General features: G+C 38.8%; 26 protein-coding genes and 1 pseudogene. 7 read left to right on the forward strand and 20 right to left on the reverse strand.

Annotated features, from left to right (window positions below; translation table 11 throughout):
- Position 1 precedes the first annotated feature (1 nt).
- Both msrQ and QR722_RS10030 read left to right on the forward strand, forming a co-directional pair.
- Entirely contained in the window at positions 2 to 604 is a 603-nt protein-coding gene (gene msrQ / locus QR722_RS10025) for a protein-methionine-sulfoxide reductase heme-binding subunit MsrQ (RefSeq protein ID WP_286282694.1), read from the forward strand.
- 464 nt (positions 605 to 1068) lie between these two features.
- Positions 1069 to 1452: a hypothetical protein gene (locus tag QR722_RS10030; RefSeq protein ID WP_286282695.1), complete on the forward strand. Its 384-nt coding sequence runs from the start codon at positions 1069 to 1071 to the stop codon at positions 1450 to 1452.
- 69 nt (positions 1453 to 1521) lie between these two features.
- Here QR722_RS10030 and QR722_RS10035 read toward each other — a convergent pair whose 3' ends face one another.
- Positions 1522 to 1986: an ACT domain-containing protein gene (locus tag QR722_RS10035; RefSeq protein ID WP_353506879.1), complete on the reverse strand. Its 465-nt coding sequence runs from the start codon at positions 1984 to 1986 to the stop codon at positions 1522 to 1524.
- 10 nt (positions 1987 to 1996) lie between these two features.
- Between QR722_RS10035 and QR722_RS10040 the strand changes: the two genes are divergently transcribed.
- The gene (locus QR722_RS10040; RefSeq protein ID WP_286282696.1) at positions 1997 to 2488 is read left to right on the forward strand and encodes a YchJ family protein; all 492 of its coding nucleotides are present in this window, start codon (positions 1997 to 1999) and stop codon (positions 2486 to 2488) included.
- A gap of 183 nt (positions 2489 to 2671) precedes the next feature.
- Here the strand turns inward: QR722_RS10040 and QR722_RS19395 are convergent, their stop codons facing one another.
- The 4 genes from QR722_RS19395 to QR722_RS10055 form a co-directional block, all read right to left on the reverse strand.
- A complete protein-coding gene (locus tag QR722_RS19395) occupies positions 2672 to 2770 on the reverse strand; it encodes a PEP-CTERM sorting domain-containing protein (RefSeq protein ID WP_353506880.1) in 99 nt (32 codons plus the stop codon).
- Positions 2771 to 2821: 51 nt separating this feature from the next.
- Entirely contained in the window at positions 2822 to 3580 is a 759-nt protein-coding gene (istB, locus tag QR722_RS10045; protein ID WP_286287614.1) for an IS21-like element helper ATPase IstB, read from the reverse strand.
- A gap of 10 nt (positions 3581 to 3590) precedes the next feature.
- The gene (gene istA, locus QR722_RS10050) at positions 3591 to 5135 is read right to left on the reverse strand and encodes an IS21 family transposase (RefSeq protein ID WP_286282697.1); all 1545 of its coding nucleotides are present in this window, start codon (positions 5133 to 5135) and stop codon (positions 3591 to 3593) included.
- Between the two features lie 83 nt (positions 5136 to 5218).
- Positions 5219 to 5572: a hypothetical protein gene (locus QR722_RS10055; protein WP_286282698.1), complete on the reverse strand. Its 354-nt coding sequence runs from the start codon at positions 5570 to 5572 to the stop codon at positions 5219 to 5221.
- Positions 5573 to 5883: 311 nt separating this feature from the next.
- Between QR722_RS10055 and QR722_RS10060 the strand changes: the two are divergent.
- Positions 5884 to 6329 (forward strand): annotated as a pseudogene (locus QR722_RS10060) (IS110 family RNA-guided transposase); the annotation flags it as partial.
- A 368-nt stretch (positions 6330 to 6697) separates the two neighbouring features.
- Here QR722_RS10060 and QR722_RS10065 read toward each other — a convergent pair.
- The 4 genes from QR722_RS10065 to tmk all read right to left on the reverse strand — a co-directional run bounded on the left by QR722_RS10065 (position 6698) and on the right by tmk (position 9539).
- The gene (locus tag QR722_RS10065) at positions 6698 to 7042 is read right to left on the reverse strand and encodes a hypothetical protein (protein ID WP_286282699.1); all 345 of its coding nucleotides are present in this window, start codon (positions 7040 to 7042) and stop codon (positions 6698 to 6700) included.
- A gap of 170 nt (positions 7043 to 7212) precedes the next feature.
- The gene (locus QR722_RS10070; RefSeq protein ID WP_286282700.1) at positions 7213 to 8001 is read right to left on the reverse strand and encodes a TatD family hydrolase; all 789 of its coding nucleotides are present in this window, start codon (positions 7999 to 8001) and stop codon (positions 7213 to 7215) included.
- 18 nt (positions 8002 to 8019) lie between these two features.
- On the reverse strand, positions 8020 to 8916 hold the full coding sequence (gene holB / locus QR722_RS10075; protein WP_286282701.1) for a DNA polymerase III subunit delta': 897 nt from the start codon (positions 8914 to 8916) through the stop codon (positions 8020 to 8022).
- Positions 8917 to 8918: 2 nt separating this feature from the next.
- The gene (tmk, locus tag QR722_RS10080) at positions 8919 to 9539 is read right to left on the reverse strand and encodes a dTMP kinase (protein ID WP_286287642.1); all 621 of its coding nucleotides are present in this window, start codon (positions 9537 to 9539) and stop codon (positions 8919 to 8921) included.
- Between the two features lie 489 nt (positions 9540 to 10028).
- Here tmk and QR722_RS10085 point away from each other — a divergent pair, with 489 nt between their 5' ends.
- Together QR722_RS10085 and QR722_RS10090 are read left to right on the forward strand one after the other, a co-directional pair.
- On the forward strand, positions 10029 to 10676 hold the full coding sequence (locus tag QR722_RS10085) for a hypothetical protein (protein ID WP_286282702.1): 648 nt from the start codon (positions 10029 to 10031) through the stop codon (positions 10674 to 10676).
- 45 nt (positions 10677 to 10721) lie between these two features.
- A complete protein-coding gene (locus QR722_RS10090) occupies positions 10722 to 11066 on the forward strand; it encodes a low molecular weight phosphatase family protein (protein WP_286282703.1) in 345 nt (114 codons plus the stop codon).
- Here the strand turns inward: QR722_RS10090 and QR722_RS10095 are convergent.
- From QR722_RS10095 to QR722_RS10140, 10 genes are all read right to left on the reverse strand, one after another.
- Entirely contained in the window at positions 11063 to 11365 is a 303-nt protein-coding gene (locus QR722_RS10095; protein ID WP_286282704.1) for a hypothetical protein, read from the reverse strand. The two genes, QR722_RS10090 and QR722_RS10095, sit on opposite strands and share 4 nt — an antisense overlap.
- 51 nt (positions 11366 to 11416) lie before the next feature.
- Positions 11417 to 12208, reverse strand: a complete 792-nt coding sequence (locus QR722_RS10100; RefSeq protein ID WP_286282705.1) for a hypothetical protein — start codon at positions 12206 to 12208, stop codon at positions 11417 to 11419.
- 265 nt (positions 12209 to 12473) lie between these two features.
- Positions 12474 to 13505, reverse strand: a complete 1032-nt coding sequence (locus QR722_RS10105) for a DNA helicase UvrD (RefSeq protein WP_286282706.1) — start codon at positions 13503 to 13505, stop codon at positions 12474 to 12476.
- Entirely contained in the window at positions 13490 to 15055 is a 1566-nt protein-coding gene (locus QR722_RS10110) for an ATP-dependent nuclease (protein WP_286282708.1), read from the reverse strand. The genes QR722_RS10105 and QR722_RS10110 overlap by 16 nt, the downstream gene beginning before the upstream one ends.
- A gap of 41 nt (positions 15056 to 15096) precedes the next feature.
- On the reverse strand, positions 15097 to 15540 hold the full coding sequence (locus QR722_RS10115) for a hypothetical protein (protein ID WP_095730050.1): 444 nt from the start codon (positions 15538 to 15540) through the stop codon (positions 15097 to 15099).
- A 3-nt stretch (positions 15541 to 15543) separates the two neighbouring features.
- Positions 15544 to 16029, reverse strand: coding sequence for a TIR domain-containing protein (locus tag QR722_RS10120; RefSeq protein ID WP_286282711.1), 486 nt, complete (start codon positions 16027 to 16029; stop codon positions 15544 to 15546).
- Between the two features lie 12 nt (positions 16030 to 16041).
- Positions 16042 to 16569, reverse strand: coding sequence for a toll/interleukin-1 receptor domain-containing protein (locus QR722_RS10125; protein ID WP_286282712.1), 528 nt, complete (start codon positions 16567 to 16569; stop codon positions 16042 to 16044).
- A 26-nt stretch (positions 16570 to 16595) separates the two neighbouring features.
- Positions 16596 to 19682 carry a type I restriction endonuclease subunit R gene (locus QR722_RS10130; protein ID WP_286282713.1) on the reverse strand — a complete coding sequence of 1029 codons (3087 nt, stop codon included), beginning with the start codon at positions 19680 to 19682 and terminating at the stop codon, positions 16596 to 16598.
- A 36-nt stretch (positions 19683 to 19718) separates the two neighbouring features.
- On the reverse strand, positions 19719 to 21041 hold the full coding sequence (locus QR722_RS10135; RefSeq protein WP_286282715.1) for a restriction endonuclease subunit S: 1323 nt from the start codon (positions 21039 to 21041) through the stop codon (positions 19719 to 19721).
- Positions 21031 to 22602, reverse strand: a complete 1572-nt coding sequence (locus QR722_RS10140) for a type I restriction-modification system subunit M (protein ID WP_286282716.1) — start codon at positions 22600 to 22602, stop codon at positions 21031 to 21033. Before QR722_RS10140 ends, QR722_RS10135 begins: the two co-directional genes overlap by 11 nt.
- A gap of 180 nt (positions 22603 to 22782) precedes the next feature.
- Here QR722_RS10140 and QR722_RS10145 point away from each other — a divergent pair, with 180 nt between their 5' ends.
- Positions 22783 to 22947 carry a hypothetical protein gene (locus tag QR722_RS10145; protein WP_176474736.1) on the forward strand — a complete coding sequence of 55 codons (165 nt, stop codon included), beginning with the start codon at positions 22783 to 22785 and terminating at the stop codon, positions 22945 to 22947.
- Between the two features lie 173 nt (positions 22948 to 23120).
- On the opposite strand, the gene QR722_RS10150 is transcribed toward QR722_RS10145, so the two are convergent.
- Positions 23121 to 23309 carry a type II toxin-antitoxin system Phd/YefM family antitoxin gene (locus QR722_RS10150; RefSeq protein WP_286282717.1) on the reverse strand — a complete coding sequence of 63 codons (189 nt, stop codon included), beginning with the start codon at positions 23307 to 23309 and terminating at the stop codon, positions 23121 to 23123.
- Positions 23310 to 23322 lie beyond the last annotated feature (13 nt).

Genomic DNA, 23322 nt, shown 5'->3' on the forward strand with positions numbered 1-23322 from the left:
GATGCTGAAACTCTCTGCAAAACGTATCTTTTGGCTAAAAGTCGTTATCCATATCAGTTGTTTAGCACCAATTATATGGGTGTATCAGCTGGGTTTGACGGACCAACTTGGCGGCGATCCGGTAGAAGCTATTTTATATTTCACCGGTATTGGTGCATTCAATATATTGTTAATTTCGTTGTGCGTCAGTCCATTAGCAAAGCGCTTTCGGTTAGCTGCGTTGATCCGCGTACGTCGCTTGCTTGGCTTATATTCATTCACTTATGCACTGGCACACTTCGGCAGTTATATTGTGTTTGAACTCCAATTTGAATGGCAATTACTGCTTTCTGAGATTATTAAACGCCCCTATATAACGGTTGGCTTTGTGGCCCTGTGCATACTACTTTCGTTAACGGCCTCCTCAACAACTTGGGCGCAACGAAAGATGGGCAGGAAATGGCAATCTCTACATAATTTTGTATATGTGGCCGCAGTGTTGATCGCTTTACATTATATTTGGTCAGTTAAATCTGACATTATTCAGCCCAGTGCCTATTGGCTGATGGTGCTAATTCTATTATGGTTTAGAAAAGATAAACTACTAAGAGCATGGAAACGGTAGCAGCAATAAAAATTATGCTACCGCTCTTACGCCCCAGCGTGACTTAAACAGCTTCTACTCCGATAAAAAATGCTAGACGCTGCCATCCATCACACTTTTCAATACTCCCTGGACGTTTTTCATTTATAGGATAAAGTACATTATCACGGGGATTAAAAATAGCCACATGAGCTTCACCCGGCCATCGTCAAACTTGACGAACCCTATACACCACACACACTTCGTCTCTAGCATCGCAACCAAATGTAAATATTGTTCCGACTTGATGTTCGATTTATCCAGTCAGTTGCAATAACGCTTCTTTGTATCTTTGATTCAAATAAAAGTGACTCTTCGATTAAATACCAAGCAATTATTTAAGTATTTAAGTATTTAAGTATTTAAGTAAAAATAACTTGCATGTATGTTTATACAGTACTAATGTATATCAAACACTGTATAAACATACACGAGCGAGATTGACCATGGCGTTATTACATTCAACCGATATCACTGAATTAAACCCAGCATACAACAAGCTGCATTTTCAAAACTTTAAGGCCCTAAATGGTCTCTCTCATTTACCAGAATCGAAATGGATGTATTTACTGTCAAACAATATAGCCTTTAATTCGGATGTAGACGGAGCTATCCGGCTGAAGAAACCTAATGATGAAATTTTATTTGTTTGGTTAGAAAAAATTGTTGAGGGTGGTCAATGTTCTATCTTGTTTGTTGAAGAATTGCATTTAGATGACTTAAGAATTCAACGCCTGAAATATTTATGTGAGCTGCATTATGTCACTTTGGTTAATCTTACCCTTGATAGCGCTACGCCAAAAAATCTTGTCGTAGGACCCTGGAACTAACGAGCGTTTATTCAACTGACTAATTATTACAGTCCTGAAGTGTGTAAGTTGTCCTTGGTATTGAACTAGCTATTGAGCATCAGATAATTGGTTTAACACCTCAAGTGCTCGGTTGGCGTCAGAGGCATTCACAAAAATGTGATCATGGTAATAGGCTGCCACAACATTAGCACTGATGTTAGCTTGGGTAAGTGCGTGTGACACTGCTGCCGTAAGCCCCACTGCCTCTAAACTAGAATGGACATTCAATGTAATGCATTTGTAAGTAGTATCATCATCAAGTGATAGATGGCGTGCATTGTCCACCGCTAAAATAAGCGATATTCCTTCTTCTTCGATGAATACAGATTTTGGGTCCAATTGTGCGATGGTGTTCCAATCAAGTTCATCACTAGAATAAAATACGAATTCAGCTTCTGACAAACTAGGCGACATATCCGCCAACAGCCGCGCTAAATTAACCTCACCAACCATATTCAACACACCAATTTTTTCAAAAAATAAAGTAAAATAATAGCGTGTAGTAATCAACAAAGCGATAGAATTGATCCGTAATATTATTCAACCTGTGACTCAGATGAAAACACTCTGCCCTTGCGGCTCCCAAATTGATCTAGCCAAATGTTGCGGCCGATTCATCGATTCAAATGAATGCCCTGACACCCCTGAGCAGTTAATGCGATCTCGTTTCAGCGCTTATTTTCTAAAACGATATGATTACGTATTAGCCACTTACAGTGCCGCCAAACGTAATGCACTGACAGTTGCTGAGTTAGAAAATAGTGATGGGGACTGCCAATGGCTGTCCTTATCAATCATAGCTCGACCGTCTGACAACCAAGTTGAATTCAAAGCCTATTATAAAATTCAACAACAATTTTTTGTTTTACATGAAAAATCTGACTTTATAATCGAAGACCAGCGATGGCGTTATGACAGTGGAGTGCTGTATGCAGATTCAGCAGAAATACAGCTAAAGCGAAATGACCCTTGCCTATGTAACAGTGGCAAAAAATATAAAAAATGTTGTTTATAGTGGCATTGTCATACTAATTAGGTAATTGCAGTTGGAGTGTTCAAAGCAATATCAGCAGAATGTGTTAGCCAACAACACAGAATCATCAGACTAATAGTAAAGCTATGAGAAATGTTTGCTGGAAATAAAAAAGCACCAACTTAATAGTGGTGCTTTTACCGATAAATCAGAATGATTATCTGATTAGGAAAATTTACGACGTGATGCTAATCCTATCAATCCTAGAGCAAAAATCGCTAATGTAGTTGGCTCTTGCATATTCTGGTGATAAGGATCAGTCATTCCGGTTTCATCGGGATCACTAATCTTTGACGCATTGGACGAGTCTGTGTTTTACCCTAAGTGATCCCGATGGGTCAACTCAGATTGTATTTTTCTCATCGACTCCCCTTTTAAATTGATCCGGTGAGCGTTGTGCATGAGCCTGTCTAGAATCGCGTCTGCCAACGTATTATCGCCAATAGACTGATACCACTGATCGGTCGGTAACTGACTGATGATCACAGTCGATGAGCTGCCGTTTCTATCATCCATGATTTCCATCAGATCGTTCCGGTGTGCGGCTTTAAGTGGTTCCAGCCCCCAGTCATCCAGAATGAGCATGTTCATGCGGGCCAGATGCTGTAGCGCCTTGCTGTAGGTGCCATCAGCTTTTGCTTGGGTCAGTTCTAGCATTAATCGAGAGAGTCGGTAGTATTTCGCGCTGTAACCTTTGGTGCAAGCGGTGTGCGCTAAAGCACAGGCCAGATAAGTCTTACCGCTGCCGCAAGGACCGGTGAGTAGCAGGTTCTGGTGCTTGTTTACCCAGTCACATTGCAACAGAGAGGCCATCATAGCTTGCTTTAGTCCCCTTGGCTGGCTGTAATCTATATCCCGTGCAGTGGCGTTGATTTTCAATTTGGCGGCTTTGAGCAATCGCTGTTGTTTACGCTGCTCCCGCTCATGTTGTTCGCAGTCGGTCATCAGTTGGAGTCGCTCATCGAAGCTTAAAGCATCGTAGTTGCCAGGTTGTTCAGTTTGCATCGTCAGAGCTTTTGCCATGCCGGTGAGTTTGAGCTGGCGTAGTTGGGTGAGAGTATTATTTATCATGATGTCTCCTTGATTAGTGGAAGCTTTGTGGGCCACGGATATTCTCGTGGGATTGGGGTAGCAGTGAGGGCTGTTCCGGTGTATCAGGATGCAGTTTGTCTTGGTTGCTACTAAGGATATCTTTGATGTGCTTGAGTCGATAAAGACTGTGTTGGTTGGCAATGGCGCAGGCCTTGTCGATGCGCTGTGGTGGATATTGGCGAGACAGGCTCAGTAGACCTAAACACACACGATAAGCCTGTTGCTCATGCTGTTTGCTGTTGAGCTGAGTTTTGACCCAAGCAAGCACCTCGCCACCGATATCTTTGGCCCAATTCATGAGTCTGCCTTTGGACCATTGATGATGTTTTTCATGTTGGGTCGGCATGTGACTGGGTGTGGTACTCATGCCTGCGCGATACTGTCTAGCGTGACTAGCAACGAGGTTGTTGTGGAACAGTAATTCAATCACATTGGCCTTGGCATATAGCTCAATGCGCTCGCCGACCAGATGATGGGGCACCGAGTACAAGTGCTCATCATACTGGACGTGGTAATCAATATTGACTTTGACCTGCTTGATATCGGTGTACTGGTAGGTGTGTTTAGGCAGCGGCAAGAGCACCGGTTTATCAATGGACTCGAACCAAGTTCGGCGACTGCCCTTGAACTGTTTAAAGGGCTTGTTGTTCACCTCAACCAGTAAGGCTTTGATGCAGGTGTTTAGCTCGGCCAATGAGAAGAAGGTGTGATGACGTAAGCGTGCCAATATCCAGCGCTCAATGATTTGCACACCCACTTCAGCCTTGGCTTTATCTTTAGGTTTATACGGCCTGGCAGGCACAATAGCCACCCCATAGTGAGCGGCCAGTTGTTGATACGCCGGATTCACATCAGGGTCGTAACGACAGGCTTTAGTTACTCCGCTTTTTAAGTTATCTGGCACCACCATTTGTGGCACACCGCCTAAGAAGTTAAAGGCTCTGGCATGACTATTCAGCCAGTCGGGCAAACTCTGACTATAGGTCGCTTCAGCGAAGGTATAGTTGGTTGCGCCCATCACCGCAACGAATATCTGTGCGGTGCGTACTTCACCAGAGCTACCGCTGACAATTGGCACCGTCTGCCCAGCATAATCGACAAACAGAGTTTCGCCCGCTTTATGGATTTGGCGCATGGAACGGCGCTGTTTAGCACGCCATACCTCATAATGATGGCAATATTGCGAGTAGCTATAGCTGCGATTAGGATACTGCTGGGTATATTCCTCCCACAGCAGGTGCTTGGTCACGCCTTTGCCCTTGAGTTCTTGATGCACTTCAGTCCAAGCAGGCAACTGATAGTGGCGGGACGGCCTAGGGTCTGATTGTGGATACAACAATCTTGCCAGCGCAACGTCATCCATATCATCGGGTAACGGCCAAGTAAGTTCGCAGTGCTTAACTTTAGCAAGCAACTTTTGCACACCACCAATACTGGCTTTCGTGCAGATACTGATTTTTCGTAGACTGAGCTGGGCTTCAAAATGAAGTCGTAGGATTTCTCTGATATTACGCATTGTAAACCTCTTTGTAGCCATGACTGCTCCAGACAAAAAGGAACTAGGCTAGCAAATATGTTGAATATCAACGCGTCAATTAAGATTCTATTAGGTAGAAGTCATCATTCTGGTGACATCCCAAAAGTGATCCCGATGAAACCGGAATAGATGATCCCGATGAAATCAGAATCAGTGATCCCGAATAGCCAGAAAAGGTGATCCCGATGGACCGGAATATGCAGCTCTGGGATATCATTCGGATCAGGTTGTTCAGGTGCACTTCCTGCTGGCAAGATTACCTGATAGTGAATTGCACTTAGTGCATCACCCAATCCAGTGTGGGTAATATTCAAGGAGTTCATACCCACTGATAAAAACGACGTAATATCAACTTCCAGCAAGTCCCATAACCCACCGTTAGTAACAGTGCTGCCTGGTGTTACTGGTACTGTGGTACCGTTAAATACCAATCCCATATTGACACCGTTAATAAAAAAGTCTCCATCAGCAAATTCCTGGCCGTCGGAAATCCCCATTAGCAACGAGGCAGTACCGCTGACATAATTAAAGCATTATTAACAAGACACCCATCATAAATGAATATTAACAAGACACCCATCATAAAAAGAATTACGTGGACACCCATCATAAAAACAATCAATTTCTTACATGGACAGGCACCACTCCGTCTTTCTCATGGGTGATGAGATGGACGCTCCCCAATACGGCGTCAATGCGCCAAAATAGTAGTTCTTAAACAAGACTATTTACATAGGGAACGTCCAATATGAAGCTTAAAACAATTACCATCGGTTTGGCAAAGACTGTATTTCAAGTGTGCGGAGTAAATGAACATATTAAACCGCAATTTAATAAGAAATTAAAACGGACTGAGTTACTTGATTTTATGCGCCAACAACCACCTACGTTGGTGGTGATGGAAGCCTGTTATTCATCGCTTTACTGGGGCGTGAAATTGCTAAATTAGGTCATGATACCAAGCTTATACCTGCTCAACATGTCACGCCTTTTGTGCGAGGCAACAAGAATGACCATAACGACGCTTTTGCCATAGCAGAAGCCAGCGCTCACATATCCGCTTTGTCCCCGTTAAATCTGAGCAACAGCAAGAAATTAATTGCTTGCATCGAATTCGAGAGCGCTTAATTAGAAACAAAACGGCCCTGAGTAACCAGATACGCGGGTTGTTAAGTGAATTTGGGGTAATATTTCCTTGTGGCCACGTGGCCTTGTGTGCAGGATTAGCCCAAGTAATTGATAGCGAACAACGCAGTAACCAGTTGAAAACCATGATGCGCGAGTTAAAGGCAGAATATGAAGACACACGCACTCGCATCAAGGCCATTGAGCAGCAATTGCATCACTTTGTTAATAACAATGAAAGTGGCAAAATATTGCTCAGCATACCAGGAACTTATAGAAACACCCACCACAATGCAACTTATAGAGACACCCACCACAATGCTATGAGAAATACGATGGATGTGTTTATGTTAATGATGGGTGTCTTGTTAAGAATGATTATGGGTGTCTTGTTAAGAATGATTCGGTTATCGAATGCTATCTATAACTTTACTTTGTTATAGTTTCCGATCTTCAGCTGAGGTAACCGAGAAGGTTAGCTTGCAATCAATGTCTTTTAGAATCTGATTTACTATTCGTGGGGCATTGAACGTATTACTGTGACTTTGTGACTGGGCACAGATAAAAATATCACAATCTTGAATATCTACTTTTTGCCTGATAAAGAAATGGTTTATATCATCTAAATTTTGTTCTTTGAGCAAGATGCGCCCGATGAAACAATCCTTCTGGGCGTGTGTTTCATATGTAGCGTCGTTTACTTCTCTGCTTAGCGTTAAGGCTTGAAATTTATCTAAATTCAAGAACCTAAAGCTAACTTCAACCTTTGTATCATCAACCATTTTGCAATCCTTCATGTTTATTAGCTAATAGGAATTTAGTCAACCCTCCTCCTAGTAAAAACTTACCCAGTGAACCGAATTCGTAAGTGATACAAAAACTGCTCAAATGACATTTTGACAGTTACCATTAGCTAACGGTTAGTTTAAACAAAGGGTGATACTTTGTGCCTCTACTTGGCTTGTAATGGGGTTGCGCCTATGTGCTCAAACAAGGTATAGAAATTCTTCGTGGTTTGTCGGGCTAATTGTTCCACGCTAATACCTTTTAGTTCGGCGATAAATTCAGCAACTTCAACCACGTATCCAGGTTGATTTTGCTTTCCACGGTATGGCACTGGGGCCAACCAAGGTGAATCGGTTTCAATTAGCAATCTGTCCAGCGGTACTGCTTTTACTACTTGTTGTAACTCTGTAGCTGACTTAAAGGTTACGATCCCTGAAATGGAGATATAGAAACCCATTTCCATCGCCGATTCGGCCATTTCCAATGTTTCGGTAAAGCAATGTAACACCCCTTTAATGTCAGGACCTTTATGCTCTTTTAGAAGATTAATGGTGTCTTCTCTGGCGTCACGAGTATGGATGATCAACGGCTTTTTCAGTTGATTAGCAACTTTAATATGGTCGACAAAAGAGGTCAGTTGAACTTCTTTGGTTTCAGCGCTGTAGAAATAATCTAAGCCAGTTTCCCCAATCGCGACAACGCTTTTATCAGAAGCCATATTAAGTAATTCTTCAAAACTACAAGCGTCTTCCTGATGCAGTGGATGGACACCACAGGACATGGATACTGATGGTAATGCTTGCACTTGTTCCATCATTGAGGGAAAGTCTTTGACCGATACTGCAACACACAGAAAATGCTCTACGCCGCGCAGTTGAGCAAAGGCAATTACTTCTTTCAATTCTTCAGGGCTTTTGCCTAAACGGTCAAGGTGACAATGAGAATCCACAAACATATTATATTTTAAGCCTATCTATGATGAATATTTACTGTTCAATAGTGAAAATCGGGTAAGTAGCCCGGCTAATATTAAAATCCGATTTACCCCTGGGTTAATTAACGCTTGGCTGGCATGTATAGCCCTTTCTTCCATTTCGAAACCGACACTATCGGTGACATTACGCAGTTGTAGCGTTCTAATTTGATGTTGTAACCATACCACTATTTGCTCTGAGTCTGATTGCCACTTTTCTGACAATTCTATTGCACTGGCAGCGCCTGCCTGAAGCGCATTAAGCCCTTGAATGAAATCCTCGTAAGTGACGCCACTATCTTTTTCTAACTCATCCAAAACACGCAGCGGCGCATTGCTATACAAACGAACAAATTGCTCATCTACCCCTGCATGACCTTGTTCGGCAAGCCAATCGATACAAGCTTGTGTGTCTGGACCCACTAAAGTGACTTTTTCACAGCGACTTTTTATGGTCGCCAGCAAACGATCAGGTTTAGCTGTAAGTAATAATATAAAAGTATTATTGGTTGGTTCTTCAAGTGTTTTAAGCAATGCATTTGCCGCAGACTCTGTCATAGTGTCTGCTTTTTCAATCAGCAACACTTTATTGCCTGACAACTGCGCGGTGCCCGTTAGCTTTTTAATTGCATCCCGAATCAAATCAACGCCAATTTGTTTTTCTGACACAATTCTATGCATATCTGGATGGGATTGAGCGGCATAAAGCATACAAGATTGGCATTGACCGCAGGCCTGTTCACCGCCTTTTTTACACAATATAAACTGACTCAGTTGTTCACCAAAAGCTTTTTTACCAATGCCAACTAACCCTTGCACCAACAATGCATGATGCAAAGAATTATTGGTTAATCTGTCAATTAGTTGAGTGAGCCGCTGGCTTAACCAAGGATACATGATCAGGCGCCCATAAACGTAGCTAATGATTGGCGTATATCGTCATGAACTTTATCAATATGCTGCATGGTATTGATGGTTACTATACTCTGGTTATTGGCGGCAAGTTGTAAATAGCGATCTCGGGTGCGTTCAAAAAAATCGATCCCCGCTAATTCAATACGATCTAGCTCTCCCCTGCCTTTTGCACGCTTTAAACCTTCTTGCGGCTCAACATCCAAATAAAGCGTGAAGTCCGGGCTAAAACCGTTCAAAGCCAAATCTCTTAAAATGGTCATTTTTTGTTGCGAAACCCCTCGACCTCCCCCTTGATAAGCCTGAGATGAAAGATCATGGCGATCTCCAATAACCCAATTGCCTTTCGCTAAATTTGGTTTTATCACATTTGCCAGCAATTGCGACCGTGCCGCGTACATTAATAATAGTTCAGCTTCTATGGTCACTTCTTCTTGCCAATCGTGTTTTACACACTCACGAATCGACTCTGCCATGGGTGTACCACCTGGCTCTCTGGTACACACCACGGTTTTGCCGTAATGCTCTAATACTCTTTTAACCGTATCAATCGCACTACTTTTACCAGCCCCAAATATCCTTTTTTTTTCATATGTAAACAACATCATGGGTGGGTGGGTGAGTAATGGTTTAAGGAAAAATAACGGCGAATACAATGAATTATATAGAGTTGACACACCTCTTAGAAGTTTAAAAACCGATAATTTCATCAAAAAAGTGTAAACTAAGATAAAAATCCCCTTAAAACCATAAAGTGTAAACTAAATTCATCCTTTTATTGTGGTTAACAAAAGGCTATTTCGACCTTCAGTGTAAACCTCAAATCATTAGAGCATTTAATTCTATCATTCAAACAGACAAACCAGAATAGAAATTCTATGATTTGTTTTACTCTACCCTAAAAAATTAACTCTTTTTTGATAAAAATTTTATACGCTTATTTTTTGAATTTAACAAATTTTCCTTAATAAAATCATACTTGTGTAGTTTCATTGCCTTATTAGATGCATTCAACAGTACTCATTGTGTATTATTTACTTTATACAAATCAATAAGTTAACATCAGTTTATAGTTTAAGAAATAATAAGATATAAACATGAAAGAAGACCAATTGCCGGTAGAATCCTTTGAAGATCTAAATAGGGAATTACCATCTTTTCCAAAGCCGGACTACTCACTACAAATGCCCTCAAATGCGAAGGGCTATGTCGTGATTGGCAACTGCCTTGGGTCAAAAGAACAGCTTTTAATAAGTGAAATAATAAATAAACTCCCTCCTTTAAAGAAAGTATTCATTATTTATGAGCAGCCTTTGCAAGCTACTCCAGAGTTTGTCGCGGAAAATTTCAGTAGGCCAATTGAAAGAATCATTACGCTGGACGAACTCGATCATGTAAAAGGCGGTATTATTAACTTGAATTGGACTATGCCTTCTCGCCTCAAAATACTTTTGATGCTTATCAATGCTATGTCTGATGAGTGCGTTCTTTTTTTCGCTACGGGGAGTCATGCAGAACAAGTAAAAGAACGAGTACTTTTAGTAGATCACCTTTGCGATAAAATAGTCATTTCATTGAACAAGCAAAAGCCAAATTCACTTCGTGCAGGTTGGTTTCTCTCTCATGATCCAAGTATGGAACGAGCAAATTTCGCCTGTTGGGAGATAGTAAATACAGAAGAAGGCTATCAATACAATTTATCTGTACTGTCATCTGACCAAATGAAGCAATTGAATGTTGCCTAATCTGTGCAATTATAATTTGATATATTTTGTTAGTAGGTAACGTAAATGAACATATTATTTCTATGCACCTCTAACGTTAATCGAAGTCGCACTGCTCAAGAGCTTTTCAGCGCAATTGATAAAGCAAGTAAATACCAATCGGCAGGTTTAAGCAAAAAATATGTTGAAAAAGCTGGTACAACGCTTTGCACTGAAGAGTTGCTAGGCTGGGCTGACAAGATATATATCTTCGAAGATTTTCATTTAGAAAGAATTATTCATTACACTGGCAAAATACATCTTCATAAAATTTCTAATTTGGATATTGAAGACAAATATCAGTATTTTCAACGAGAATTAGTATTGTTGTTGCTAGAAAAATTACTTAGGAGTTGCTCAATTAGCATTTAGCCTTTGCAGTCGAGCGTTTCAATCAACTCATCATAATCATGTTGGGATGTATAGCTAATTGATAGTTCATCACGCTTATACTTTATGTCGTGAATAATCATAAAGTCATTATTACGTGTGACTTGCTGATCTATTTTTTTTATAAGGAACTCTGAAACATAAAGCTGATAGTTATCGAATACACAGATACTCTTAAAGTGGTGGGAAGGCTGTTTCTGCTGGTACAGTGCATTAAATTCCGACATTAATGACAACAGCCTACGCTTAAGTTTTTGTTCATTTAAGTTTTTCACGCTCATATTAACTCCTTTAAATGCTATTGTGCTAAACATCCCTGTGATGAGTAGATATTAACCTTTCAAATTCCCATGCTTACTGCGTACATTTCTAACCGCATCACCTGACGCAAGTTTATCGCTGGGTAAGTCAAGCACAACATTAATAATATCGGCAATAGCGTTATTGCTAAAACGAAAGTTTGTTGGCAAACCATTCAATTCGTCAAACTTATCATCAAAAGCAATTACAAAATCTTTAAAGTCAGACTGTCGCCCATTGATAACATGATCAGGAAACTGGCAATGTCTTGGACTAGGCTGTGTTTCTTCAAAGTTTGCAACAGCAGATATTAACTCTGACCTACTAGGCCAATATTTAAGGTCATATTGATATGTTAACGATTTCAACTTTTCTGAAACGTGTGTCTTATACAGATAGTTACCTTCGCTAGCCTGTTCAATCAAGTCGTCTATAAATTGATACTCAGGCTTTGAAAAACCTGATGTTTCATACTGCTCTGATTGCCGTTGTAGCTTTTCAGCAAGCTTTAATGCTAATTCAACAATTTCATCTTTCAATGCTTTAAGTTCTTTGAATTCCTCTCTGGCTTTAATCACATCTTCTTTTCGGAAGTCAAAGCTACCCCAAATATGCTCCAATGTTAGCCATATATATGCATTATCGGGAGGGCAACCTTCATACATGTCCGAGTAGCCAAAAGCTTCTACTAGTTCTCGAAATGGAAGCCGCAGCTCATCGGCTCGTTCAATCATTCTTTCCATTACAGGCCAATATGACATCCATATTTGTTTTTCTTTGTGATCGTCAAGCTCTCTTTTAATAAATGCTTTACAAAAATTCACAGGGTTGTCTTTAGGGAGAGACATGCTAAATTTCCTTACAATTAAAGTTTTAATAAGCTTATCTTGCTATAAAAACTTTGTCCGTCTCTGAAGACAAAATTTTTAAGCTACTTGAGATCGGTTAGTACTTTACCTTAGTAATACAAGGCAAAGGCTTAATCCAAATTAGGTTCAGAAATATGCCATTTGGTGCAAGCAAGATAATAAAAATGTACTTACAAATAAATTAGTAGGAATTACGTCCATTAAGAATATGAATCGAAAGCTAACTTTTCATATGTTTAATTAATTTTTCAGGAATGAGGTAGATATTCTGCTTAGCTCTTGTAAATGCAACATACAGTTTATTTTTAGTCTGAGGTTTAAGCTCTCTAAGATTGCCATTCTGAAAGTGCTTTAATGTATTTGGATTCAAAATAATGCAAATATTTTCGAAACAATCTAGCCCTTTAGTAGCTCCCCAGTTTTCTGTATACCCTTTGTACTTTCTACTGTCTTGGTAAAAAAGTTTGGCTGTATCTGGGCAATTCATCATTTCCGTAGCTTGATTCTTACATTCTATAAACTCAATATTGGTCTGGTCACTTCGATGAGAGTCAATTTGTATAGATAAATTTTCACTTACAAAATCACACACTATTGGACTACAACGGTGACTCCTAGAGAGTAATTCTTCATCGACTACATAACCAACTTTTGTAAATTTATCTTTGTATTTGTCGTAGCAATCATGAAGTGACTTATTTACATTTCCATCTCTAGACGTATCAAATGTATGCTGATAAAAGTCTCCCACAAATAACTGGTCGATATTTGCTGGAAAAATGCGTAATAAAAAGTTGAAATCGTGTCCTGCAAAATCTTGAACCTCATCAATACAAATGCAGTTAAAATACTTTTCTATACGCTGAACGACTTCATCAATAATGCCCACTTGTTCAATTAATTTTGCTATTCGATTGGAGTACAACCTATTATGGCTATCGATATAAAACCTACTATCATTTCGTTTCATTTTTAAGGTATTAAATGGAGGGACATGCCAATTAATGCCTTTAGTCTTAAGTTTGTGACCATATAGAGGTCTAAAACAAAATGAGTACAAGAATTGAAAGTATGAGTACACTTTAATTCCCGATGGAATTTTACCAAACTTTTGCATTATCCTATGCTTTAGGTTCGATAAGTTATTATCCGTATAAGTTAATATTAAAGTTTTAGACTCAATAGTTAACCCATTTATTATGTGACTTGTTTTACCTGAGCCTGCTACAGCAAAAACTACTCGTTTATCCATTGGAAAGCTCTCTTGATATAGTCAGGTGTTTCAATATGATCAGCTTTCTTATCTAATAACTCAAATGCACAGTCTGCCTTGTTTTTCAGCATAAATTCTTGCACAGACAAAGCTCTCCGGCCCGCCTGCCAAAGCTCATCACAAATCTCTTGATTTAAGGTATATAGGCAAACTTCAAACGTATTATTGGCATTATCATCATCGTAAAAAATACCAATATTATCAGCCCTGTAGTTAACATAACCGTCAACACAGTTTGTTTGGTAGTCTCCATCATTGTCACGTATAACAGCAGTTCGTATACCTAAGGTTTTTGCTATGTCTAGATATCTTTTAAAACTTGTACCACCAACGGAAATAACATGAATATCATCTGCTTCTAATGTAGAGCCAGATACCGATGAATAAAGTGAGTCCAACAGGATATATTCGGCATCGCCTTCGACTAATATGACCTTTGCCGACAGTATAAATTCTAAAACATTATTGTCGGGCGCTTTCATGAAGAATTTAGCAGTGTCTTCTGGTAAACCTTTCATGGTAAGAGGTTCGGCAGAAGAACTATTTAATAGTATTGCGTTGCGTAAATTTAATCTAGTGCTTATTAGGCTATTGTGAGTAGCAATAAAGATTTGTCTAGCATGTGACTCTGATATCCTGTGAACCAGCTTTTTCATATTTGTATGACTTAGGTGGTTTTCAGGCTCTTCTAACAATAATACGTCTATTGGCTTATCTGCATCATGCTCTCTTAATGCAAACTCTGTTTTAATAAAACATTGCCTACCTTTGCCTTTGTTTTCGATAGGGACATCATCTTCAACAATATTCAGATCAGTTTCCAAATTTGATTTAGAGCCAGTTCTAAGCGAAAACTGATATTCATCAAGTTTGTCATTTATGGTTTTAAGGTTGGTTTCTGTGAAAGCTACTTTTTGTTGTCTATATTCATTTTTTAGCTTTATTCTCTCTGTTTGCTCAACAAAGTTGTCATATACCGACTTAATATATTCCTTGGTTGCATAATCATTATTTATTTGAGAGCTATCTAAGGCTAGATGCTTTAAGAATTTTCTATAACCCGAATATGCTTGGCCTGAAAAAGTTGCAAAATTAACAACGTAATATTCGAAAGGAAAGTTGCTTTCTGCTTGTGCTAAAACCTCTGATATTTCGTGAGTTAACTCTTCATTTGGCTCACATGTTAAAACCAGCCCATCACAAGCAACACCTTCAGAATTAACCTTTCCATTTAAATGAGGATTATCTTGATCATTCAAATACAGCTCAATACGCAGAGCGGGAAGATTTTCAATGCTTTTATCTGAAACTAAAAAGTCATTGATAACTTTTTTATTAAATAAGTTATCAATGCCAATTGTTTCTATTTTAGATTTACTGCCACTTAGTACAAGCTCAATAGCGGAGAGTATGCTACTTTTCCCTGCCTCATTGTCACCAATCAATAAATTTACTTCTTCAGTAAATTGAACTTCAAAATTTAAAAATTTTTTAAAGTTAAACAGCTTAATTCTTTCGATGAATTTCATAACTTCCCTATACCTATTTATTCCATGCAAGTTGCATATATTTATCCCAGCGCTACCATCTTAGTTATCGCTATTAGAGCAATCAATGACAAGTAGAACCCCCATACTGAAAAAGATTTACATGCCTCTATTTGCAACTTATTAATATCGCCAGAAGGATTTACTGAAAATAGGTCAGCCTCTTTAAGCTTTTTTTTATGCACTTTTGAAATAAATTCGTTGTACGAATTTCTAAACGCTTTTTCTAAAGCTAAGTAGTAAGCATCCAATGCACCAAATACAAAGGTAGGGAGTAATGCTATCCATGCATATTCTGGCTTTCCTTTATCAGCTACAATTACTAACACTGCTGACACTAGAGTAACGCACCAAGCCTTACAACTGCCACTATTGGCAGACATTCTTTGAATCACATTTTGTATAATATTTAGATGAGCCTGAATTGATACTGATTCTGGTTCTATGTTGATATATTCATCAGGCATGTATTAATTCCTTTTATTCGCAATAGCTGAATTTATCCATCCACTAATATTGGCTGCAATATCAGCGTATGCAGTGATAGGACTTGGATCATAACAAGGAATTACAGAAGATAATCGACTTCCATCGTTGAAAGTAAAATTGTCAAAAGGATTAGCCCCCTTCCTCGATGTACCAGTTCTTGGACATCTGAGATTGTGAATATAAATACCTAGTAATGCTTTGCCGTCCGCCCAAGCTTTTTTGATTTCATACTCAACCCAAGGGCGTGTAGATGTATCGGAACCTATCAGAACAATGACACAGCGTTTGTATTTCATGTTATTGTCAATCCAAGTTTTGACTGCACTGTCACCCGCTCTTTTTAATCGCTCCCATTCATTAGGAGTGGTTGGCGAGTTCCCTTCAATGGAACCTATATTCCTAACTTGTTGAACGCGCATTACGTCATTATTAAAGTGAAAACTGTAGAATACTGGTATTTTCGCCATATTAATTGCCCTTTAAATATATTTTATCCATTTCCCTGAGGCAGTACCTGCTTCAAAGACTCCAATAATGTCTTTGCCTGTAAGATTATGTTTACCTTCATCTAAGCGTTTATATAACTGAAGGTACTCATTACCATACCAAGTGCCGTTATCTTCCATTGTTGGAACAATTATTATGTTTTCATAACCCTTTAACTGATCAGCAACTCCAATCTCCCACGGACACCAACGAGAACGCGTTGAGTTGTTAGTTGCTAAAAATAAAAATAAATCACTTTCGTTAATTTTATTTTTTATTTGATCTGCCGTAGCATTATTCGGTTCGCTGGGCATAGTTGAATCTTCCCAGTCTATATACAGATCTAAGCCCTGTTCCTTAAGAAAAATTTGAAGTCCTTTTGCTAATTCTTGATCAAGATGACTATGACATAAAAACGCAGTTTTTAACTTCTTGTCTGAAGCTTCGTTAAACGATTTTGCAATAGCAACACTACCTGACCGCTTGGCTGCCTGTTTAAGCTCTCTAATTTTTATTGTCATCGTTTTTGCATCCTTTCAATACGAGCCTAAGCCATCACCTCTGCCTGTCTTAATATCGCCTCAACAGCTTCGGCTTGTTGATCAGGCGGATATCCTGTGCGCTTAAGAATTTTTTTAATATTTCTACGCATTTTTGAGCGAAGGTTAGGACGCTTTTCCCAGTCTGGTTGCGAACTACTTCTAATTTCTTGAACAAGTGCTTTAGCAATTAAAACGATATCCTCGTCTTTCATTGCTTCCTTAGCCGTTTCATTCTCAAGAAGTGCGTCATAGAAAGCTAATTCTTCTTTCGTTAGCCCAATTTCTTCACCACGATCTGCTGATTCCCTAAGCTCTTTAGCCAACCTAATCAGTTCTTCAATTACTTGGCTTGTATGCACTGCCTTATTTTTATATTTAGCAACAGAAGCTGACAACATATCCATAAACGATCTTTGACTAGCTGCATTCTTAGCAGTTCTGACTCTTATCTCGTCTTCAATAAGCTTTTGCAGCATTTCAACGGCTAAATTCTTATGCTCCATCTTCTTAACGTCATCTAAGAATTGATCGTCTAAAATGCTTATTTCAGGCTTGTTAAGCCCAGCAGATTTAAATACATCAACAACTTCCCCCGTCACAATAGCTTTAGACACAACCTGTCTCAAGGCGTGTTGGACGGTATCTGCATCAAGCTTTTTCTTAGCCATCGTTGATTTTTTTATTGCTGCTCTAACCGTTTCAAAAAAAGCGACTTCTTCTTTGTAATCATTCGCTTCATCATGTGTACTGCACAAGCTAAAAGCCTTGCTTAAAGCCAAGGCAGCGCGGTCAAAACGCTTTTTACCATCATTCCCCTTGAGGACATGGTTCATGGCTCCAGCTAATAACTTGAGCGTACTTTTCTCGAAATCGGAATAGTCAAAACCATGCATAATGCTACGGCATACGTCTAGTTTCGTTTTAAATACTGACATAGCTTCGTCAATATCTACTGTTGGTCTGCCTTTACCATCATTAGCCGTATAATTTGCTAATGCATTTTTAAGGTCTTCTGCAATACCAAGATAATCAACAATTAGACCGCCTTCTTTATCCCTAAATACTCGATTAACACGAGCAATAGATTGCATGAGGTTGTGGCCTTTAAGTGGCTTGTCGATATACATAGTGTTAAGACAAGGTGCATCAAACCCAGTTAGCCACATGTCACAAACAATGATTAGCTTCAGATCATTATCAGGATCACGTACTCGCTCTGCAATTTTGCGCTGAATAGGCTTTTTATGAATATGCTTTTGGAAGGACTCTTTATCAGACGAGCTTCCCGTCATAATCACTTTCATTGAACCTTTAAGTGGATCGTCATCATGCCAATCTGGACGAAGTTTTCTTATGGCATCATAAACTTTCACACAAGCTTCACGACTGATGCAGACCATCATTCCTTTACTGAGCATAACTTGCTCACGCTTTTCAAAATGCTGGATAAAGTCTGCGGCTAATGTCTCAATTCGTTTATCTTCAGTAACTAGGGCTTCGAGCGCGGCATTTTTTGACTTCAATCGACTTTGATCAAATTCATCATATCCATCTGTTGCATCATAAACTTCATCTTCGATATCTTCTTCATTCACTAGTGAACTAAGATCTATCTTAATTAAGCGACTTTCGTAATATAACGGCTTGGTTGCTTCATCTTTTTGTGCTTGTTCAATGTCGTAAATAGATACGTAAGAGCCAAATACATGCTGAGTATCTTTATCTTCAGTTTCTATTGGCGTACCAGTGAAACCTATGAAACCTGCGTTTGGCAATGCAGTACGAAGATGATGGGCATAGCCGTATTTCATTTGACCTGTTTTCTGGTCAACTCTTGCTTTCATACCATATTGAGAGCGATGCGCTTCATCAGCACCGACAATAATATTATGACGATTGGATAAAGGCTTAAATTCAGTTTCACCTTTTTCTGGCTGGAATTTCTGCATCGTAGCGAAGAAAATACCGCCTGCTGGCTTATTTTGTAAATGTAACTCAATATCGGTTCTATTGTTGCACTGAATAGGCTTTTGCCTTAACAAATCTTCACTTGCTAAAAAAGTCTCAAAAAGCTGATCATCAAGGTCGTTTCTATCAGTAACGATAACAATGGTCGGATTTTCTAGTTCAGGCGTAGCCATTAGCTTCGCACTGTAATAAACCATTGATAGTGACTTACCTGAGCCTTGTGTATGCCAGAAAACACCACAGCGTTGATCGCCATCTGGCCTTGTTGCCTTGACCGTATTTACTACTGCATCTCTAACACCGTGGAACTGGTGATAGCCAGCTTGTTTTTTAATGAATGAGTCTTTGCTTGCTTCATAGGTAACGAAGAATTGAAGGTAATCAAGCAGTAAATCTTTATCAAAGAAACCACGGATCATTACTTCAAGCTCTAGCATAGTTTCTGTATCGTCTTTTGAGCCATCAATAGTACGCCAGTGCATGAATCGTTCACGATCTGCCGTTAAAGAGCCTATACGAGCCACTGTGCCATCAGAGATGATCATCGCCTCGTTACATACAAAGAGGTCTTTAATCGTGTTCTTGTACGTTTGAAGCTGGTTATACGCTGCCCAAACATCAGCATCTTCGTCTTTTGGATTCTTAAGCTCGATTACTGATATCGGTAAACCGTTAATAAAAACAACAATATCTGGTCTGCGATTATCTTTTTCACCGTGGGTTACACCATCAACAGAATACTGCTGAACAGCTAACCAGTCGTTGTTGTGTTTGCTTTTGAAGTCAATTAAATAAACGCGATCACCAACAAGTTCTCCTTTGTCATTATGATATTCAACCTGAATACCTTCGATTAATTGACGATGAAATGTTTTGTTAGCAACAGCAGTATTGGCGTGATACTGCCTTAACTTCGTTATGGCATCCTCACGAGCCGACTCAGGTATCCCTGAGTTAATGTCTTCTATTGCTTTTCTTAGTCTGCCTAATAGCATGACTTCACTAAGTGAATCTCGCTCTGGTGATGCACTCGTTGGGTCTATTTTAGAACCATGAAGAGTCTGATAGCCGATGCTGTCAAACCACTCCATACATTCTGTTTCTAATTGATCTTCGTTTACCATTTTTACACCTTATTATTCTTTTTATTTCCCTGTGCATTAACTCGCTTCTTCGAGTAGTTCCTCTGCTTTTTGGATTGCAATCTTGCCTGAGATTAAACGGGGTAGTAGTTTATCTCGGATTTTAGCTAGTGTATTGACCTGTTTTTGGTTAATCAAAACTTTTTCAAAGATTGGCTCTATTAAATCATTAAAATTCTTAAGCAAATCGAATGAAGGTATAACCATCTTTAAATTGGAAAAACTTGTTTTATTCATATTGTCAAAAACAGTCCCATCGTGACTAAAAGCGCTTCGTCCAGACATGGACTTTAATGATAAAAAATAAAAATTAGAAAATTTATCATATGGCAGCAAACTATTGATTTGCTGATTAGTTTGGCAATTTTCGTGTGCCAAAATTACCAATCCGGGGGTTGCTATACAACTAACCAGTATTGAGCCTTTAGGGAGTGTTTTTTTAGGTTGTGATAGCTCTCCCTTTTTGGATAGGTATTTTGAAGACTTCGTTACTAAAGATTTACCATGCATATCAGGTATTGTTATGAAAGGAATTTCATTGCCATAATATTCTTCATTTTTAGTACTTGGGGTTTTACCTGTAATTATGTCACCAATTTGCTCCAATTTCTTAACCTCCCACTCCTTCGGAATCATCCCCAATTCCGACTCATCAAACTCATTTGGGAACAGAGCTTGAATTTCAGGTGAAAGCCCATCAAAAGGTACGCCTTCTGCGTTAGCTTTAACAGGATCGAAATCAACAAACCATGATTTAAAAATGCGTTGGGCGATCTTTTCCAATGTTGCGTTCATTTGACTATTGTTACGAATGCCCAAATCAATATTTCGTAAAATATCTGCAATAGCCACACTTTCTTTAAAGGTAACCTTAGGGCAAGGTACTGAGCAAATAGTAACTGCATTTATATTCGCTTGATTCGCACTTCCTGTAGAATTCGCAACTAAATAATCGATGCTCGACTTTTGCTGCAATAGATAAAATATAAAGTCAGGATCTACTTTGTCATCCTTTATCTGTATGCGTCCAACACGCTGATTGATGTATGCGGCTTTATCATCTTGATAAATCTTGGCTACTCTTCCTACCAAAGATTGAGGCGCATTAGGTCCAGAACCTGTCATAGAGATTAATATGTCACCAGCATTCGTTTTAAATCTTTCAAGTCCATTGATAACTGAATCTGAAACAAATCCGCAATCAGTGAAGTCTATATGCCCAAATCTAACATTTTTTATCTTTAAGACTGGATTTCCATCTTTAGAGAAGTCCTTACTTTTAAAGGCATAGCCACCTTGAACATTAATATATTCACCGAGGTTAGTTATTTCATAGCCCATAACCTACCTCACGCAAAGATGATTTGATTTTTTCTTCTAATTTTGAACCTTTGTCCATCTGAGTAGATAACAAGTTTGTTAGCATCATCATCTCATCTTCAAATGCTTCCTCTTCTTCCATTAAGCCTTCAGAATCAACATATCTTCCACATGAAAGGACATAGTCAGCATTTCTAATATCTTCAGTCGTAGCTGACTTACAAAAGCCTTCAATGTTCTCGTATGCTCCATTTGATAGATTAGAATTTGCCCAATTATGGTAGGTACTTGCTATTTTTTCTATATCTTTTTCATTAAAATGCCATTGAGATCTAGAGCCTTCAATTAATTGCCCAGTATGTCTAACATCTATGAATAGTGTTTCATTTTTTCTAGATTTGTTTTTGTTAATAAATATTAAACATGCTGGTATTTGAGTATTGATAAATAATTTACCGGGCAAACTAACAATACACTCTACAATGTCGTCTTCAATGATGCCTTTTCGAATAACATTTTCATTATTTGATGTCGAAGTTAACACTCCATTAGCCATTACAATACCAGCACGCCCATTTTCATTCAAATGATGAATCATATGTTGAATCCACGCATAGTTAGCGTTGCTATTTGAAGGCTCACCATACTTCCAACGAACATCACCTCGAACCTTGCTTGCTCCCCAATCTTCCTGATTGAACGGTGGATTAGCTAAACAATAATCGGCTCTTAAATCTTTGTGTAAGTCGTTTAAAAGGGTATCACCGTTTGATTCGCCTAAGTCGAAGTCGATGCCACGGATGATCAAGTTCATCGCAGCCAGCTTCCAAGTGGTATGAGTATACTCCTGACCGTATACTGAAATGTCACCACGTTGACCACCATGAGATTCCATGAACTTTTCAGACCATACAACCATACCAGCCGAACCGATAGCTGGCTCATATAGCTGGCCTTTGTGTGGAGCTACGATCTCAACGAGTACCTTCACAATTGAATCAACAGTATAGAACGCACCAGCGCCTTTACCTTCTGCTAATGCAAACTTACCTAAGAAGTATTCGTAAGCTTGACCTAGTACGTCAGCCGCTTTGTGATCTTTGCTATTGAAGCCAATTTTTGAGAATAATTCGATTAACTCACCGAATTTGGCAGGTGGAAGCTTTAATAGACTGAAGCCTCTGTATAGCAAGCCTTTAACTTTAGGGTTAGCTTTTTCGATTTCACCCATTGCTTCATCAAGGATCTTAGCAATATTGGTATCTTTAGCTTGCTTGGCGACATGTTCCCAACGAGCATTTTCAGGAACCCAGAATACGTTTTCAGCGTTGTATTCATCACGATCATTAATGATAGCTAGACGGTCTTCTTCATCTTCCTCGTAATAATCTTCATTATTTGGATCTGCTGTCCATTCTTCTAAATTTTTCTGCATTTCAACGAATGAGTCAGAAACATATTTTAAAAAGAGAAGACCTAAAACGGGGTGCTTGTATTCGCCCGGTTCTAATGCACCGCGCAATTTAACGGCTGATTGCCAAAGCATTTCGAAGAAATCTTTACCGCCTATATTTTTTACCATAAGAAACTTTACCTTTTGTTTGTGCTATGACATTAAATCCGATTTAATCTTATTAAGTCACAGTAACTTAAATTCTTTTTTACTGCCAATTACATTACAAAATTAAGCTTGTTATGTCAAGTAATGTTATGTAACATAACAAATGTATTTAATAAAATTAATAATATTGGAAATCTTATTATGGCTGTTGGTAAATCAGGTCGTGTAGTTGTCGAAATTGACCCTGAACTAAAAGAGCAATTGCATAAAGCAATAAAGATGCAAGGCAAGACTTTAAAAGAGTGGTTTGAAGAAAAGGTTAAGCAAGACTTTCCAAATTTAAAGTCGAGTGCCGATAAAGAGTAAAACTATCTCTGAATTAAATGTTACGTGGTAACAGTAATTTTAATTCAGAAACTTTTATAAGTATGAATAAATTCAATTAATGACTAGGGCTGTATAAACCTATAGTAAAATTGAAGCTTGGCTCCAAGGGCCAAGCGAGGAATGATAATAACATTTAATGTTACCATTTAACGCTAATTGTTATGTAAGCTTGTGCTAATGCTATGACTACTCAGAAACTTTATAGTTTCTTTATACTCTTCAGCAGAAATCATAACAGCAACACGTTTACCATCTTCCATAATTTGAACATGCTCATTGTGTATTTTAGATAGCATCTCATCAAAAGTATTTTCAACATCTCGAACATCTAAAGTTTTCATTATTCCCCCATTT

The organism is Aliiglaciecola sp. LCG003 (assembly GCF_030316135.1).
Taxonomy (GTDB): domain Bacteria; phylum Pseudomonadota; class Gammaproteobacteria; order Enterobacterales; family Alteromonadaceae; genus Aliiglaciecola.